Here is a 17,306-nt window from a genome sequence, read left to right as displayed (position 1 = left end):
TCGGCGTCATCGGCTCAGCCCGCTGACCAACCCCGGCTTATCCAGCGCCGCAAAACCATAATGGCGCAGCCAGCGCAGGTCGCTGTCAAAGAAGGCGCGCAAATCCGGAATGCCGTATTTCAGCATCGCGATCCGATCAATGCCCATGCCGAACGCAAAGCCTTGGTATTTCGACGCATCAATTCCACCGGCCGCCAATACTTTAGGATGCACCATGCCCGAGCCCAAAATCTCAAGCCAATCATCACCCTCGCCCACTTTGAGCTGCCCATCGGCCCACGAGCAACGAATATCCACCTCCGCGGAAGGTTCCGTAAAGGGGAAATGCGAGGCGCGGAACCGCAACTCCACATCATCCACTTCGAAGAAGGCTTTCACGAATTCTTCGAGGCACCACTTCAGATTGGCCATGGAAATATCTGTGTCCAGCGCCAAGCCTTCGACCTGATGAAACATTGGCGTATGGGTCTGATCATAGTCTGCCCGATACACCCGACCAGGGCAGATCACCCGCATCGGCGCGCCCATTTTTTCCATTGAGCGGATTTGAACCGGGCTGGTATGGGTGCGCAGCACATGCGGCGGGCGGTCATCGCCCTCGGCTCTGTGGGTATAGAAGGTGTCCATCTCTGCGCGGGCCGGGTGGTGCCCGGGCATGTTGAGTGCGTCAAAATTATACCAATCGGTTTCAATCTGCGGCCCTTCAGCCACGGAAAATCCCATATCGGCAAAAATTGCGGTGACTTCTTCCCAGACTTGGGAAATTGGGTGGATGGTCCCCACCGGCCTCTGGCGCCCTGGCAGCGTGACATCCAACCATTCGGACTTCAAACGCTCCTCCAAAGCCGCATCCGCCATGGAAAATTTGCGCGCCGTGAGGGCAGAATTAACCTCATCTTTCAGAGCATTGAGCGCCGGACCGGCCACCTGCCGCTCTTCGGGCGACATTTTACCCAATGATCGCATTTGCAGGCTGATCTCACCCTTCTTCCCAACAGCTTGAACGCGCAGCTCTTCCAGCGCAGCTTCATCGGCCGCCGCTGAAATGAGGGCTAAATATTTTTCGCGCAGATCATCCATCGGATCCTCCAAATTATATTGCGCCCCGTGCTAGCGAGATTATGCGGCGCGAGCAAGGGCGCTTGCGCAAAACTTCCGGTCTCGCCGTGGGTTAGAGCCCTGGGAGATGACTTAGGCGCCCTTCCAACGTCCGAGCAGCCAATACCATTGATCGGGGTTGGCCAAGATGCGCGCTGACAGATTGTCATTGAAGGCCTGGGTCATCGTGATGCTATCCGTGGCGGGAATAGGGGCATCAAATTCTACAGAGAATTTTGTGCCATCCTCCATACGGGTGCCGAAAGCAGGCACCAGCGGTACATCATATTTGATCGCCAATTGCGCCGCGACCAGAGCGGTGAGCGCCGGTTGTCCCAAAAACGGCAACCGTTCCCCATCGGGATATTTCTCATCCAGTAAAATTGCGATGAAACCGCCAGATTGCACATGGCGCACCAGGGCGCGGGTGCCAATTTTCCCAGTGGCCAGAATAGGCTGCCCGCCAGCTGCGATGCCCGAATAGAGGCGCCGCTCATAATGTCGATTGGTTTGCGGTCGATAGACAGCGCCTGTCTCTAGCCCCAATGACTTGAGTGTTGAGCGCACCGCCTCCCATTGGCCAAAATGGCCTGAGACGATGATGGCCCCCTTTCCCTCTGCATGAGCTTTTTGCAGGGCTTCAAGCCCCTGGCCGGACACGGTGTTGCGGTGGTGTAGGGTTTGAAATTCGCTGCAATGCAGGATTTCATACAGGGTGCGCCCCATGTTGCGGCCCATATTTCGGCACAGATCCAAGCGCTCCCGGCGCGGCATATCCGGATAAACACGCCGCAATTCAGCCTCAACGCGCCGGCGTGCCAAGGGAAAGAATCGGACCAAGAGACCAACCAACCCTCCAAAAGCCTGAGCTCGGCGGTCAAAAGCGCGACCACGGGAGATGGTTAAGGCTGACAGCAGCGGGATATAGCGGACGTGCTGCCACAGGGTTTTGACCAAACGCGAAATCATCACCGTCGTATGATGGAATTCGAGCGACCCGCCAAGGGTAAAAGCGCCGTAAGGCGCGATCTCCAACATCAAGAGCCCTGGAAAGCACAGCGCCCTGAGGAAAGGTTGAAGGGCAAAATATGCAGTGACCTTTGGAGTATTGCGAGCGCTTCGGGAAATCTTAGCGTCATTTTCTTCGCATAGTTTTTTTGACAGCAAGCGGCTCGGGATAGATGATTTTGAAGCTTTTAACCGACACATCCTTCGGCACGTTCAGCATGATCAAACGCTGGTTGAGCACCGTGGCCCCCATTCCCGAGCCCTGTTTGTAGGTCACAATGACCTCTGCGCCCTTGGCGTCCAAGTGCTCAATCGTCAATTCACCTTCCACAGCTGCGTTGCCAAGAATATTGCTGGCGTAGACCGTGGGTTCTCCCGAGATGGGCAAATCCAAGCAATCCTGCACATCCCGTATTTGCTCTGCGGTCAGACGTTGTCCCTCAGGAAGAAAATCAGATGTGATTGTCCATTCCACAAAGCCAAAATCATTGGCTTGCGGATCTGCGCTGCAATTGAGCAAAAAGGCAGACGTTAAAATTGACGCGAAAAGCTTAATTCGACCCCCTCCAAATCTGACCTGTCCCAAGAGCCAAAACGTGCCCCAAAATTCAGCGTCCCGCCGTATGTGTCATGCTGCACCGCCACGAAGGGGCGCAGCCGCACAGATCGGTCAAGGCCATATGATTTATGATCATATAGAATTGTCCCATCTTTCAACATGCTGGCCGGCGTCATGAGCGACACGGTCCCCTGTGACAATGCGTAGTCATTTCGCACACCCACCGTTAAATCCGCCTCCGGTAGCTGCGTTTCGACACCCATCATCCAACTGTCTGCCCGCGCCGCGGACATGCCAAAGTCAGACTCAGTGGCCGCCCTGTCGGAATATCGGCTTTGTTCATAGCGCAAGAAAAATCGATTGGCCGCGTTGAGAGTTGCGTTCACCCCGAATTCAGCTTTCACAAGCCCGATAAGATCGCTTTGATCGTCCAGACCGAAATTAATCGCCTGCTCGCCAACTGAAATCGAAGAGATCAGATCTATCGCCCCGCCAAGCCGAACCTTACTTGCCAAACCAATCTCAAGAGATCGATCCGACCCTTGCCCTAAAGCGCCGCTGCCAAAAGATAAAAACGGCATCAAAGATGATATGGAACCCTGGCGGCACTCCCAACTCATGCGCAGCTTAGCGGCCGGGACCACGAAGGGTTGCGGCGCGAATAAAGCCGCCATCCCCTGCCAATAATCCGCAGTGATTGGAGTATCTCCCTGCTGCAAAAAGCTGAAAATCAGCTGTTCTTTTGGCTGGCTGTGTAAGGCACGACGGGCCTTAACGCTGCCACCTATCGCATCAATTGTTGCGGAACCTGCACCGTAGCTCGGCACAAAGCCCGCAGCCGCTGCTTCAAAGACCTGGGATCCTGAAACGGTGAACATGGCATTATCAAAGGAATCAAACACTACAAAATCATCGGCCATGATTTGTTTGGCCAGATCGCGCCCCACGCCGGCCGGGAGCGCTAGTTTTGATTGGCTCAAGTCCTGACCCCGGCTCACGTCAGGTCCCAAAGCATAGGTTAAATTGCCAATCTGAGCGGCGGCAGCGCCAGAATCTACCAAACCGTGACCGAAAATTGCCTCCATAGCGGCGGTCCCGTCATTCGCCAATGTCTCGCCAAAAAAACCCTTAAGAGGCGCAAGTGAGGCGGTGGTTTTGATCCGTGTGGCAATCTGTTTTGGTGTGAGGTTTGGGAATTTTTCCATCAAAGCTGCCGCAAGTCCGCTGACGAAAGGCGCGGCCATAGACGTGCCACTCAAGGAGACATAGCCAGTGGTTCCCGCATCAGCCGCCAGAACTCGATTGCCCGGAGCCGTCACACAAAAAGCCGCCGCCACGCCGCAGCGATTGGTGAATCCGGTTTCCACTCCATTCTCATCTGATGCAACAACCACCAGCCAAGCATCAACAAGCTCAGGCGCATGATAAGGCAACCCGCCATCTATGGACACCTCAGAATTGCCAGAATTGCCCGCCGCAACAACGAAGAGCGTGCCAGCCGCCTGCGCATCAGCAAAAGCCGCAATACTAAGACGATAAGAGCTGCGCACTTGGCTGTTCGTATAGCTGGTCACGTCCCCTTTCCTGCCCCAGCTGTTGTTTGAGACTTGAATATTGTCCGTGATATGGCGGCGCGCAACAGCTGCAGTTCGAGAATCGGTGTTGAGCGCTTCAAAAGTTCCGTCCCCATCTGCATCTACCCGATAAGAATAAAGAGTGGCATCATAGGCCACCCCGCGCATTCCGGTACCATCCGCATCACCGGCAATAATCGACGCCACATGCGTTCCATGCCCATTTGGATCGCCACCATAGCCAGTTGCGCTATTGGAAAAATCATAGCCACGGATCGTCGAATTCAGAAATTCAGGGTGACTGGCGTCGATACCAGAATCCACCACCGCGACATTGATCCCAGTTCCGTCGTAACCATAATTGTTGAGCGGCAATACATTTAATTGCGCCAAATTGGCATTGTAGCGGTATTCGGTGCCATAGGCCCCTTGCGTCGTGTCGCGGTAATCGCCCGTGGGAAGCGCGTTTTGCGACAGGCTTCCCCCAGCGCCCGAGACTTGATCCGTTTGGCCCAGAGCAAGGGCGCCCACCACAGACAACCCAATGCCGGCCATTGCCGCATTGCCGATCACACTATTGAGACCAGAGGCAAGCGACACGGTGAACGGCGCCTGTCGAGTCTCAGTCGCTTGGGCCAATGCACTGTGCAGCCAGAATGAACGCTTAAAGTCTTGAGCTTCGGCGCTGATTGGAACAAGCACCGTAGAAACCATGCAGTATAAAATAGGAGCTGAAATAAAACGAACCATAGGAAATCCAAATTCTGAATAAAATTAGCGTCACAGCCTGATGGGTGACAAAATAAATCTTTAAAATATATAAGAGGTTAACCCTCCGGGACGCAGTTGTCAAAAATTTTAGTAAAATAATCTAACCGACTGGCACCGCCGGAATAAAAACGAAAACAGCCCCGGAGTCACTCCGAGGCTGCATCCAAATTCTGTTGAAGGCTGGTTTAAGCCAGCGCAGCCTGCGCTTTGGTCACGATTGCGCCAAAAGCGTCAGGTTCGTGTACGGCCAGATCAGCCAAAACTTTGCGATCCACTTCGATACCAGCCAAGGACAGACCGTTGATGAAACGGCTGTAAGACAAAGTCTCATCATGGCTCCGGCATGCTGCATTGATACGCTGGATCCACAGGCTACGGAAATTACGCTTGCGGGCCTTCCGGTCGCGCGTGGCGTATTGGTTGGCCTTATCGACGGCCTGGGTCGCTGTTTTGAACAGATTCTTCCGGCGGCCAGAATAGCCTTTGGCAGCTTTAATGATTTTCTTGTGACGGGCGTGGGTTACTGTCCCACCTTTAACACGTGACATCTCTGTGAACCTCCTTAGCGGTCGTAGGGCATGTAGCTCTTGACGATCTTCGCGTCAGGAGCAGACAGAGTGGTCGTGCCGCGGGCGTCACGAATGAATTTACGAGTACGTTTGATCATACCGTGGCGTTTGCCAGCTTGTGCCGCCATGACCTTACCGGTCGCTGACACCTTGAAGCGCTTTTTTGCGCTCGACTTGGTCTTCATTTTGGGCATTTCGATCTCCTATTTTAGAACGTGAGCGCGCGACTCGGCATGCCACTTTTGGCCGGTCCCGCGTTAGAGCTTGGCTTTTAGGCGCGAATGCCTGCAAGAGCAAGCGGTAAATGCTATTTCACCAAAGACACCAAAGCGATCAAAAAGGCCTGCGGAATATCAGAAAGTGTCAGCCCATCGGGCGCCATGATCCATGACCAAGCCACCATCCCGATCCCCAGGATAAACAGACCTTGCCCCAAACGTGCCGAGCGGTCCTCAATCGACGCATTGAGCGCACTAATGACACCAAATATGGATAAAATAATGCCACCGGCGATCATTAAAGCCAAATTTGAATCCATTAGCTGTCCGGTTCAGATCGGAAGATCAACCGCTCCTCACAAGGCGCAACGCGCAGAATATTCGTTGTTCCAGCTTGGTTAAACGGAACCCCAGCTGTCACGGTGATTTGATCGCTCTCTTCGGCAAAACCTTGGCTGACTGCGGCCCGTACGGCCGCCACAACCGCCGTCTTAAAGCGATCTACCGGCCCGGTGATCACGCAATTCGTGCCCCAGGTCAGGCTCAAACGCCGCGCGGTACTGATATTTGCCGTCAAAGCAATGATCGGCACCCGTGGACGTTCCCGCGCGGTTAAACTGGCAGTTGTGCCCGACGAGGTAAAGCATGCAATCGCTTTAACATCGGTCGTTTCGGCAATTTCCCGCGCAGCCGCCACAATGCTATCGGCCACAGATTTGCCCTGCACACTCCGACTGGCCTCTAAAATCGCCGTATAGGTTGGGTCACGCTCGACCTCGATGGCCACATTGTTCATCGTGGTGACCGCTTCAATGGGAAATAGACCGGCAGCCGATTCCGCCGAAAGCATGATCGCGTCTGTGCCTTCATAGATCGAATTGGCAACGTCGCTGACCTCAGCGCGGGTCGGCATGGGGCTTTCGATCATACTTTCCAGCATCTGCGTGGCGACAATCACGGGCTTTGCAGCCGCCCGGCATTTGCGCACCAATTGTTTTTGGATAGGCGGAACCGCCTGCACCGGAAGCTCGACCCCCAGATCGCCGCGTGCTACCATGATCCCGTCGCTAACGCGCAAAATCTCATCAAAGGCCGTCACTGCCGCAGGTTTTTCAATCTTCGACAAAACAGCAGCCCGACCATTGGCCAAAGCACGCGCCTCATAGACATCTTCAGGGCGCTGCACAAAGGACAGAGCCAGCCAATCGACGCCCAAATTGCAGGCAAACTCCAGATCTGCCCTATCCTTGGCAGAAAGGGCTTTGAGCGGCAAAACCACATCCGGCACGTTCACACCCTTGCGGTTTGAAATCATGCCGCCAGCTTCGACCACACATTCCGCAAAATCAGGGCCACAGCTTTGCACCTTCAGGCGAATCTTGCCATCATTGACCAAGAGCCGTGCACCCGGCTCCAACGCCTGAAAAATCTCAGGATGCGGGAGGGTCACGCGATTGATATCACCCGGAAGATCTTGCAAGTCTAAACGAAAAGCTGCTCCGGTGAGCAAATCTTCTTCGCCCTTTTCAAAGGTTCCAACCCGCAGCTTTGGTCCTTGCAGATCAGCCAAGATCGCGATTGGACTGTTCAGATCTTTCTCAACCTGCCGAATGATCGCATGGCGTGCGGCAATTTCCGAATGATCCCCATGGGACATATTCAGACGAAACACATCTGCACCCGCCTCGTGTAAAGCCCGGATCATGTCATAATCATTTGACGCCGGACCCAGTGTGGCGACGATTTTTACGTTTCTATCACGTTTCATGCAAAGAACTCTTTTATGTTACCGCTATCATGTTGAGCCCCTAATGCCCCAATTCACATCCCTGTGCAACTCAGCTAAGAGGGGGCATGAGCGACGAATACCCATTTTCCATTACAGGACCCGAACATAAAGGGCCATGGCTTATTACATGTGATCACGCAGCCAATCGCGTGCCGCCGGAGATAAACAACGGCAGCCTGGGATTGCCGGCCGATGATATGAACCGCCATATTGCTTACGACGTGGGGGCCAAAGGGCTTAGCCTTGCGCTGGGAAGGCACCTAAAAGCGCCCGTCTTATGCAGCAATTTCTCCCGCTTGGTGATTGATCCCAACCGTGGAGAAGATGATCCTACTTTGCTCATGAAGCTCTATGACGGCAGCCTAATTCCTGCAAATCGCAACGCCGATGCGGTTGAAATTACGCGCCGGCTCGAGGCCTATCACCGCCCCTATCATGCGGCCTATGCCAAGCTCGCTGCATCCGACCCTGCCATTGTTGCCATTCACTCCTTCACGCCGCAGCTTGTCGGCCGGCCAAAACGGCCTTGGGACATCGGCATCCTCTTTGCCGACGACCGCCGCCTGGCCGATCCGTTTATCGCACGATTGCAAGCGCGTGGAGATCTGACCGTTGGCATCAATGAGCCCTATGATGGGCATTTGCCCGGCGACAGCATCGATCGCCACGCCCTGCGTCAGGGACGGCTCAATATCTTGATTGAAGTCAGAAATGATTTAATCGAAACTTCCAAGGACCAAGAAGTTTGGGCCGCGCTTTTGGCGCCCCTCCTACAATCGGCCCTGGCAGAGGTGCAATCGCACCCCCCATCACAAGGATGACCCCTATGGACGCGCAACTAAAATTAGAACTTGAAGCCGCCGCCTTCCGCCGCCTGCAGCAACATCTCATCCAAGACCGCCCGGATGTGCAGAACATTGATATGATGAATCTTACAGGATTTTGCCGCAATTGCCTGTCGCGTTGGTATCAGGAAGCGGCACAAGAGGCTGGTGTTGAAATGAGCAAAGCAGAGGCGCGCGAAACTTTCTATGGTATGCCGTTTGAGCGCTGGAAAGACGCGCATCAAACCGAAGCCAGCCCAGACGCCCAGGCAAAATTTGCCAAGAGCCACGACTAGGACTGAGACTGGCCTTTCTCAACCATCAAGGCTTTTGCCTCAGACACCCAATCGTCTCGGCTGGCCCGGCCTTCAAATCCACGCAGCTGTGCATCAATATGGGCAATATCTTCAGCAGTCCAAGCGGCAATTTGCGCGTAGGAATAAATGCCGAGCCGATGACATTGCGCCTCGATTTTTGGACCAATACCTCTAATCCGCCGCAGATCATCGGGTGTATTGTCTAAATCAAAGCCCGGCGGTAAGGCAGGCGGGCCCGGCTCCGCTTGGGGCTCCAAAGGCGGGAGAGTTTTACCCGCGACGGCAGCATCCTCTGGGTTAAGCGCTCTGCCTTTCTTGCCAAATCCCCAGATGATCCAGCCACAAAACAACCCCAACAGACCCGCCAACACAAGCAGGACCCAAATTTCGGTCACAAGAAACATCCAACCTTCAAACATGCGCGCGCGCCCCCTGTGATCGTTTCATGGCTGCTCGTCCCAAATGAATTCAATGCGGTCCGCAGGCTGCGCAAAGGACAGCTGTTGCGTATCATGCGGCCTGCGATCTCCGAATCCCTTTGGCTGAATGCGCTCTTTGGTCAGGCCGCGCGAGGTTAATGCCGCGACCAAAGCCCTGGCCCGTGCCCGGCTGAGTTGGTCATTCTCCGCCTCGCTTTGCATCGAAAAACTATGATCGACCGCGTCAACACGCAGCGCAGAGTTTCGCAAACAATGACCAATCACCCCGGCCAAATGCGCCAATGCGGGCGCGGCGCTGACATCAAAGAGCGCAAGACCCTCCCCGAACCTGAGGTGTTCCTGCTCCAAAATAGTCGATGTGGCAGCGCTGCACCGCGCGGCTGTCGGCTCAAAACTATAGACCGGCACCCAGGCCCCAGGCTCTCGGCGCTCCAAAAGCCCGCTTCGGGCATGAATGCGCTCTGCGCCGATATCCGCGCTCGGCCCAGCCTCCGAAATTTCAGTGGCAATCACAAACCGCGACGACAAAGCTGCAGCCAAACCCTCAGCTGCCACACCCGGCGCAGCCACACCCTTTAGGGCCAGCTGCCCTGCAGAATACTGGAACTCAAACTGCTCAAAGTGCCGCAGCCAATCCGCCAGAACTCTTAAGACCTGCCGCGTAAAATCCGCCCGTCCGATCAAACCCACCTGGGCCGTATCCTCAATATAGGGCAGCTGCAAAATCTGAGTAATCTGCGCGGCATCCAAACCCTTGGGCAATTTCCCGGACAGGCGTGCGCCGCTTTGGGCATCATAGGCAAGTGTGAAATCCGGCGGCGTGCCATCATCCACCAGATCAAACCGGCGCGTGAGCAAAAATTCCGCTGGCTTTTGCGCCAAATGCGCCTCGATTTTCGCCTGTATTTCAGGCGTGGTTACGGTGCCCGACAGGTGAAGCGATCCCGGCGCCACCATCAAACGGCCATGTTGCATCTCGCGCAAACCAGCCAAACCCGCAACCAAGGCGCCTGTCCAATCGCGCGCGCCGTCCGTGATCTCCGCCTGCACCAAATTTTCGGAGCGCTGTGCCTCAAAGCGTGTGGCCAAAGCAGAGAGCTTCACCCCATAGGGGATCTTACCGCGAAACTGAACTTCGGCGCCGTCAAATTCCGCCAAGAGGTAGAACGGCTGGCCGTCATCGTAAATTTCCAGGCGGCGCATCAGCTCAGTGTTCGCAGGTCTTTTCCGCAAAGCGCGCTCAGCACGCAATAGCCCCGCACGGTTGACCAGGCCCGTGATCTCAATTCTCTCCTTTGACACTTCAAGCTGGCCTGATTGCACCTGTGCCATAGCCCTCAAAGCGGCCCGCAGGGCTTGGGTAAACTGGCCGTCAGCATCGTCAATTCTCGCCTGTTCAATGCGCAACGCCCGCGCTGGCCTGCCGATGTCTTCCGGTACAATTTGCGGCAATACGCCCGTCGGAAATTTTCCCATGGCCGTCAGCTGGCCCTGTGAGAGCTGCACCGACAGCGCAAAGGGCTGTCCGTCGTCAAGAACCTCAATCTCCACTTGGCTGTCATATCCCGCCGGCAAAGCCGCACGCGCCGCTTGCGCATCATCGGGCAATCGCGCCGTGGCGGTCAAATGAAGCTGGCTGTCTTCAAGCCGTAATGTAGCAGAGTGCAAATGCGAAAGGCTTTTGATGGCGCTTTCCATGGCCCCCCGCCACCGCGCTTGGGATATGCCAGAGGCCAATTGCAAATCGGCAGCGCCTGCCCCAATCTGCGCCGCGACCGCTTCAAGCGCCGCTTGGCTGGGGGCATAGCCTGACACCCGCAGCCCCTGCGCATCGCGGATGATTTGTGTCACATAGGGGCGGGCCTCCGCCAACACCGACATGCGATCTGCCACAGTGATATCTGGCCCATGGGGGTGCAAATGACGCAACACCCGGGCACGCTCTGCCTCAGAATTGACCCATCCTGACACTGTAACCACGCGACCATTGACCGAAATTTGCAACGGATGGTCCAGCTCAAGCCCGTCTAGCGTGACCCGTTGGGCAATGCGCGCTTCAATGCGGTTCAGCCAACTGGAGTAGGCCAACCATCCCAAAGCGCTCAATCCCACGCAAAACGCGATTAATCCAATTTTCGTTCTGAAAGCCACAACAATACCCTTGCTCGGCTAACAAACTGTATTTCATAGATTCGAGCAAGAGAAAGCGGGCGCACCGCCATCGGGCATCTAGGATATGCGATTAAATTGCCACTTTGCGCGACTCATCAAGATAGATTTCCCGCAACCGTGTGGCCACAGGCCCCGGTGCACCGGTCCCAATCGCCGCACCATCCAGCTCAACCACAGGCATCACAAAGGCCGAAGCCGATGTAAAAAAGGCCTCATCTGCATCCTGCGCTTCGGCCACTGTGAAGGCGCGCTCTTCCACTTCCATTTGCGCTTCACGGGCAAAGCGCAACACCGCGGCACGGGTGATGCCATGCAAAATGTCATTCGACAAATGCCGAGTGATGATCTTGCCACCTTTAACGATATAGGCGTTGTTCGAGGTGCCTTCTGTGACAGCACCATCCTCAACCATCCAAGCATCATCACAGCCGGCGGCCTTGGCCATCATCTTGCCCATGGAAGGATAGAGCAATTGCACGGTCTTGATGTCCCGGCGGGCCCAGCGCTGGTCCTCAATAGAGATCACCTTAATGCCTGTCTTCGCCATCGGGCTGTCCGCAAGACCTGGTTTATTTTGTGTGAACAAAACGATGGTCGGCGGCGTGTCTTCACTGGGATAGGCAAAATCGCGATCAGCAGCCGCGCCGCGAGTGATCTGCAAATAGATCAGCCCCTCAACGATGCCGTTCGCTCGGACCAACTCCCGGTGCACCTCAAGCAAATCTTCGGTCGCAATCGGATTGCGCATGCCCAGCTCGCCCAGTGAACGCGCCAAACGCCGCGCATGGCCATCAAAATCAATAAGCTTCCCATCCAAAACCGACGTCACCTCATAGACGCCATCGGCGAAAAGAAAGCCTCGATCGAAAATTGAAACCGTCGCTTCATTTTCCGGCAAATACTTGCCGTTTACATATACGGTGCGTGTCATTGGTCTATCCCCACAAGGCTGCGACGGGCGGGTGCACACCGTCTGCGTCAAATTTCAAAGCGTGATCTCGGTCTTCGGCCAAAAGCAGCGGCCCGTCAAGATCGGTGAACTGTGCGGCCTGCGCCAAAAGCACTGCTGGAGCCATCGCCAGCGAACTGCCAACCATACACCCCACCATCAAACCAAAACCCGCCTCCAACGCCGCATCGCGCAGGGCAAAGGCTTCGGTCAAGCCGCCTGTCTTATCCAATTTGATATTGGCATAATCATACTTCCCACGCATATGCGGCAAAGAGCTCCGATCATGGCAGCTCTCATCGGCACAAATCGGCAATGGGCGCTCAAGGCCCAAAAGCGCGTCATCTTCTGATGCTGGCAAAGGCTGTTCGACCAATTCGACCCCAAGGCGCAGCAAATGCGGCGCGAGATCTGAGTATACCTCAGCGCTCCATCCTTCATTGGCGTCCACAATGATCCGTGCCTTGGGCGCGCCGCGCCGTACCGCCTCAAGCCGAGGCATATCATCAGGCGTTCCCAGCTTGATTTTCAGCAAAGGCCGATGTGCATTGAGCCGGGCTTGACGCTCCATGGCCTCCGGACTGTCCAAAGACAGGGTATAGGCGGTGATTTGCGGCTGAAGATCTTGCAAGCCAACGCGCTGTGCCACCGAAACAGCGCTGGTCTTGGCCTCTAAATCCCAAAAAGCACAATCAACCGCGTTGCGCGCCGCACCCGCAGGCAGGGCCTCGCCCAGCTCCTCATGCGATATATGGCCCAGCGCGTTGATCTGCGCAGTCACCGAAGCCAGGCTCTCGCCATAGCGCGCATAGGGCACACATTCGCCCCAGCCAATAACCCCATCCTTCTCAATCCGAACGGTCAAGACCTCTGCTTGACTGCGCGAGCCCCGCGAAATTGTAAAAACCTGCGCCAATTGAAACGTCTCTGGCTGAACCGTGATCCGCATACCCATCCTTATGTCCTTTGCCGCGTAGGCTGTCGCGGCAGCCCGGGCCTGTCAAGCGGCGACGCCGCGCGACAGGCATAGAGTTGTGCGGCGCCGACAGGCGCCGCTCCTTTGGATCAAAGCGCCATCAACGCATCGACCAGGCGGCCGGATCCGATGCGAATGGGATCCACAGTTGGAAGCCCCATACGCTCTTCCACTTCCGCCAAGTAACTTTTTGCTTCGGCCTCAGACATATGCTGGGTATTGACCGATATCCCCACAACCTGGCACGCGGGATTGGCCACCCGCGCCAGAGCCAAAGCCATATCGCGCAGCTCTTCCAAGCTGGGCTGCTGATAGTCCGGCAAGCCGCGCATGTGGCTGCGCGTGGGCTCATGGCCCAAAATCAGCGCGTCAGGTTGACCGCCATGAATGAGTGCCATGGTCACGCCCGAATAAGACACGTGAAACAGGCTGCCCTGCCCTTCGATGTGATCCCAATGATCGGCGTCATTATCTGGTGTTAAATACTCCACGGAGCCCGCCATAAAATCGGCAATCACCGCATCCAAAGGCACACCGCCCCCGGTGATCAAAATCCCCGTCTGTCCCGTTGCGCGGAAGGTGGATTTCAACCCCCGTTGACGCATCTCCGCATCCATTGCCATCGCCGTATACATCTTGCCCACAGAGCAATCCGTCCCCACGGTCAAGCACCGCTTGCCGCTTCGCTTTTTGCCATTGGCGATGGGATATTGCACAGAGGGCACGCGCACATCATGCAGCTGACCGCCATATTTCGCGGCTGTTGCCACCAAATCGGCTTCATCGCGCAGCAAATTATGCAGGCCCGACGCAAGATCATAGCCCATCGCCAGAGCCTCTTTCAGAACAGTTTTCCAGGCCTCAGAAATCACCCCGCCACGATTGGCCACGCCGATGACCAAAGTCTTGGCCCCCGCGTGTTTTGCCTCTTGCAACGACATGTCAGCAATCCCAAGATCCGCGCCGCATCCCGACATGCGGAACTGCGCCACAGCATTCTCAGGGCGCCAATCTTTAATGCCGATGGCAACTTTGGCGGCGAGCTGATCTGGCGCATCGCCGAGGAACAATAGATAGGGGGTCTGGATCATGGCAATCTCCTAGTGCTGTTACGCGCAATCTACGTCACATATCGCGAAATTTCACCCATTGTTGGGCAGGAAATTACTGTTTGATGGACTTATATTCGATAAATTAGTATATTGTTAGAATATTAATGCTGATTATATTTTTTACTGGTTCTTCCTCTCGATCCAGCCAGCATTCGTCGCAGAATCATCCCCGCACTCCGGGTGACAGAATTGCGCTTGCGACTGCCTGCGCAAGATTATATTGCAAAGCCATCCAATCTTGAAATTTCCTTACTCGAGGTCCAATATGTCATTTCGTTTGCAACCCACCCCTGTCGCGCGCCCCAACCGCTGCCAATTGTTCGGCCCCGGTTCGCGCGTCGCCCTGTTTGAAAAAATGGCAGCCAGTGCAGCAGATGTGATCAATCTTGATCTCGAAGACAGCGTGGCGCCCAGCGACAAAGACAGCGCACGCGAAAACATCATTCAAGCGACCCATGACGTTGATTGGGGCAGCAAGACCCTCTCGGTACGAATTAACGGTCTCGACACCCCCTATTGGTACCGCGACGTTGTGGATCTTTTGGAGCGCGCCTCAGACCGGCTTGATCAAATCATGATCCCAAAGGTTGGCTGTGCCTCTGATGTCTACGCCGTCGATGCCTTGGCCACAGCCATTGAAACAGCCAAGGGACGCCGCAAGCCCATCACCTTTGAAGTCATTATCGAAAGCGCCGCAGGTCTGGCCCATGTCGAAGAGATTGCCGCCAGCTCACCGCGGCTTGTGGCCATGTCCTTGGGTGCGGCTGATTTTGCGGCCTCTATGGGCATGCAGACCACGGGCATCGGTGGCACGCAAGAGAATTACTATATGCAGCATGGCGAGAGCAAGCATTGGTCAGATCCTTGGCACTGGGCCCAGGCGGCTATCGTCGCGGCCTGTCGCACCCATGGGGTTTTGCCGGTTGATGGACCCTTTGGCGATTTCAGCGATGACGCGGGTTTCCGTGCCCAGGCCCGCCGTTCCGCCACCCTTGGCATGGTTGGCAAATGGGCGATCCATCCCAAGCAAATCGCACTGGCCAATGAGGTTTTCACCCCCTCTGAAGAGGCTGTTGCCGAGGCCCGCGACATTCTCGCTGCCATGCAACAGGCAAAAGAAAACGGCGAAGGTGCCACGGTCTATAAAGGCCGTTTGGTCGATATCGCCTCCATCAAACAAGCCGAAGTGATTGTTCGACAATATGAAATGATCAACAGCGCCTAAAGGGACGCGGTCGGGCAAAACTTGCCGATCTGACGCAGTTCTGTTGCACTTTGGTGCCACCGGGGTCATATAGGTTTCAAATCGTCATTTTGAGGCCAGACATGACCAACTATCTTGAATTTGAACGCCCCTTAGCAGAGATCGAAGGCAAGGCTGAAGAGCTGCGCGCTATGGGCCGTGATAATGAGGATATGGACATTGAGGCTGAGGCCAAAGCGCTGGACAAAAAAGCGCGTGCCTTGCTCGATGAGCTTTATGCCAAGCTCACCCCTTGGCGCAAATGCCAGGTGGCGCGCCATCCTGATCGGCCCCATTGTAAAGATTATATTCAAGAGCTGTTCCAAGAATACACCCCGCTGGCCGGGGATCGCAATTTTGCCGATGATCATTCCATCATGGGCGGGTTGGCCCGTTTGGGTGACCGGCCTGTTGTGGTCATTGGTCATGAAAAAGGGCATGATACCAAATCGCGCATCGCCCGCAATTTTGGCATGGCGCGGCCAGAAGGCTATCGCAAAGCCATCCGCTTGATGGATCTGGCCAACCGGTTTGGCCTGCCCGTCATCTCCCTGGTCGATACCCCCGGCGCCTTTCCCGGCAAGGGCGCAGAAGAGCGCGGTCAATCCGAAGCTATTGCCCGATCAACAGAAAAATGCTTGCAGCTGACAGTGCCTCTGATCTCTGTCATTATTGGCGAAGGCGGATCAGGTGGGGCGGTGGCCTTTGCTACGGCCAACCGTTTGGTGATGCTTGAGCATTCGATTTACTCGGTCATCAGCCCGGAGGGCTGCGCTTCCATCCTTTGGAAAGACGCCGAAAAAATGCGCGAAGCGGCTGAGGCGCTGCGTCTCACAGCGCAGGACCTCACGACATTAGGCATTTGCGATCAAATCATTGCAGAGCCAAAGGGCGGCGCGCATCGCGACCCGAAATCCACCATGCAAGCGGTTGGACAGACTTTGGCCAAATTGCTCGACGAGCTTGGCAAGAAAAAGCCAGACAGTTTGATGAAAGATCGGCGGCAAAAATTCCTAGATATGGGCACCAAGGGTTTGGCAAGCTAAGGGCCGACCCCAGCTCACCACATGGATTTTGTCACCCGGGCCTGCCAGTCTTTTTCATAGGTCGCACTGTCGATCCGTGCCGACTGCTCGGCCGCTGCGGCAGTTTGAGCTTGCAAAATATCGCCCATGCTCGGCAGATCAGGCGCAGCCTGCCCCTGCCAAAGCCCCGACCGCAAGATCGCCCGGGCGCATTGGCTGTAAACCTCCGATACGGATATCACGACCAGGCTGCGTGGGTGCTGGCCATTGCGCTCAAACCTTGCAAGATGCGCCGCCGACACCGAAAGATGCGCATCGCCATTGACGCGTACCACATTCGAATTTCCGGGCACCATGAACATGAGAGACACCCGGCCATCTTCGACGATATTGCGCAGGGAATCCAAACGGTTATTGCCGCGCCAGTCGGGCATAAGGAGGGTCTGCGGATCTTGGATATGCACAACTGGATCCGCATCCCCGCGCGGGCTGCCATCAGTACCGTCAGGGCCCACTGTGCTCAATACACAAAACCGCGCGGCCCCGATCCAAGCGCCATATTCCGGCGTAATATGTCGCGCGACTTTGAGCAAGCTGTTGCGCGAAGGCTCGTCATAAAGCGCCTCAAGCTGCGCCAAATTTAAAATCCGATCACTCATGGC

Annotated in this window: 18 protein-coding genes; 4 read left to right on the top strand and 14 right to left on the bottom strand. The window is 55.6% G+C overall.

The features are described 5' to 3' along the window. Positions 1–6 precede the first annotated feature (6 nt). From pheS to pyk, 8 genes are all read right to left on the bottom strand, one after another. Positions 7–1,080, bottom strand: a complete 1,074-nt coding sequence (pheS, locus tag RCA23_RS03155; RefSeq protein ID WP_044049061.1) for a phenylalanine--tRNA ligase subunit alpha — start codon at positions 1,078–1,080, stop codon at positions 7–9. Between the two features lie 111 nt (positions 1,081–1,191). Next, complete coding sequence (locus RCA23_RS03150; protein ID WP_430903283.1) at positions 1,192–2,136, bottom strand: lysophospholipid acyltransferase family protein; 945 nt, start codon at positions 2,134–2,136, stop codon at positions 1,192–1,194. Positions 2,137–2,233: 97 nt separating this feature from the next. Beyond that, entirely contained in the window at positions 2,234–2,626 is a 393-nt protein-coding gene (locus RCA23_RS03145) for a hypothetical protein (protein ID WP_044049059.1), read from the bottom strand. 11 nt (positions 2,627–2,637) lie between these two features. Further along, the gene (locus RCA23_RS03140) at positions 2,638–4,989 is read right to left on the bottom strand and encodes a S8 family serine peptidase (RefSeq protein WP_044049054.1); all 2,352 of its coding nucleotides are present in this window, start codon (positions 4,987–4,989) and stop codon (positions 2,638–2,640) included. 206 nt (positions 4,990–5,195) lie between these two features. After that, complete coding sequence (gene rplT, locus RCA23_RS03135) at positions 5,196–5,558, bottom strand: 50S ribosomal protein L20 (RefSeq protein ID WP_044049052.1); 363 nt, start codon at positions 5,556–5,558, stop codon at positions 5,196–5,198. A gap of 14 nt (positions 5,559–5,572) precedes the next feature. Beyond that, complete coding sequence (gene rpmI / locus RCA23_RS03130) at positions 5,573–5,773, bottom strand: 50S ribosomal protein L35 (RefSeq protein WP_044049050.1); 201 nt, start codon at positions 5,771–5,773, stop codon at positions 5,573–5,575. Positions 5,774–5,886: 113 nt separating this feature from the next. After that, positions 5,887–6,117 (bottom strand): hypothetical protein, encoded by a 231-nt coding sequence (locus RCA23_RS03125; RefSeq protein WP_044049048.1) that lies wholly within the window; start codon positions 6,115–6,117, stop codon positions 5,887–5,889. After that, a complete protein-coding gene (gene pyk / locus RCA23_RS03120; RefSeq protein ID WP_044049046.1) occupies positions 6,117–7,565 on the bottom strand; it encodes a pyruvate kinase in 1,449 nt (482 codons plus the stop codon). Before pyk ends, RCA23_RS03125 begins: the two co-directional genes overlap by 1 nt. A gap of 86 nt (positions 7,566–7,651) precedes the next feature. Here pyk and RCA23_RS03115 point away from each other — a divergent pair, with 86 nt between their 5' ends. Together RCA23_RS03115 and RCA23_RS03110 are read left to right on the top strand one after the other, a co-directional pair. Beyond that, the gene (locus tag RCA23_RS03115; protein ID WP_044049044.1) at positions 7,652–8,407 is read left to right on the top strand and encodes an N-formylglutamate amidohydrolase; all 756 of its coding nucleotides are present in this window, start codon (positions 7,652–7,654) and stop codon (positions 8,405–8,407) included. A gap of 5 nt (positions 8,408–8,412) precedes the next feature. Continuing rightward, a complete protein-coding gene (locus tag RCA23_RS03110; protein ID WP_044049043.1) occupies positions 8,413–8,706 on the top strand; it encodes a DUF1244 domain-containing protein in 294 nt (97 codons plus the stop codon). Here RCA23_RS03110 and RCA23_RS15900 read toward each other — a convergent pair. The 5 genes from RCA23_RS15900 to dgcN form a co-directional block, all read right to left on the bottom strand. Beyond that, positions 8,703–9,146, bottom strand: coding sequence for a hypothetical protein (locus tag RCA23_RS15900; protein WP_052376996.1), 444 nt, complete (start codon positions 9,144–9,146; stop codon positions 8,703–8,705). The genes RCA23_RS03110 and RCA23_RS15900 overlap by 4 nt on opposite strands. 24 nt (positions 9,147–9,170) lie before the next feature. Beyond that, complete coding sequence (locus RCA23_RS03100; RefSeq protein WP_044049042.1) at positions 9,171–11,318, bottom strand: OmpA family protein; 2,148 nt, start codon at positions 11,316–11,318, stop codon at positions 9,171–9,173. Between the two features lie 91 nt (positions 11,319–11,409). After that, the gene (locus RCA23_RS03095) at positions 11,410–12,270 is read right to left on the bottom strand and encodes a D-amino-acid transaminase (protein WP_044049040.1); all 861 of its coding nucleotides are present in this window, start codon (positions 12,268–12,270) and stop codon (positions 11,410–11,412) included. A gap of 4 nt (positions 12,271–12,274) precedes the next feature. Further along, entirely contained in the window at positions 12,275–13,237 is a 963-nt protein-coding gene (dgcA, locus tag RCA23_RS03090; RefSeq protein WP_044051219.1) for an N-acetyl-D-Glu racemase DgcA, read from the bottom strand. A gap of 116 nt (positions 13,238–13,353) precedes the next feature. Continuing rightward, the gene (gene dgcN, locus RCA23_RS03085; protein WP_044049039.1) at positions 13,354–14,355 is read right to left on the bottom strand and encodes an N-acetyltransferase DgcN; all 1,002 of its coding nucleotides are present in this window, start codon (positions 14,353–14,355) and stop codon (positions 13,354–13,356) included. 286 nt (positions 14,356–14,641) lie between these two features. On the opposite strand from dgcN, the gene RCA23_RS03080 reads away from it, so the two are divergent. Beyond that, entirely contained in the window at positions 14,642–15,601 is a 960-nt protein-coding gene (locus RCA23_RS03080; protein ID WP_044049037.1) for an L-malyl-CoA/beta-methylmalyl-CoA lyase, read from the top strand. Between the two features lie 101 nt (positions 15,602–15,702). Further along, on the top strand, positions 15,703–16,665 hold the full coding sequence (locus RCA23_RS03075; protein WP_044049036.1) for an acetyl-CoA carboxylase carboxyltransferase subunit alpha: 963 nt from the start codon (positions 15,703–15,705) through the stop codon (positions 16,663–16,665). Between the two features lie 14 nt (positions 16,666–16,679). Here RCA23_RS03075 and RCA23_RS03070 read toward each other — a convergent pair whose 3' ends face one another. Beyond that, positions 16,680–17,303 carry an MSMEG_1061 family FMN-dependent PPOX-type flavoprotein gene (locus tag RCA23_RS03070; protein WP_044049034.1) on the bottom strand — a complete coding sequence of 208 codons (624 nt, stop codon included), beginning with the start codon at positions 17,301–17,303 and terminating at the stop codon, positions 16,680–16,682. Between the last annotated feature and the right edge of the window lie 3 nt (positions 17,304–17,306).

The organism is Planktomarina temperata RCA23 (assembly GCF_000738435.1).
In the GTDB taxonomy this organism is placed as follows: Bacteria; Pseudomonadota; Alphaproteobacteria; order Rhodobacterales; family Rhodobacteraceae; genus Planktomarina; species Planktomarina temperata.
Note: the sequence above shows the minus strand (reverse complement) of the source record. Positions and strands in the feature narration are given on the sequence as shown.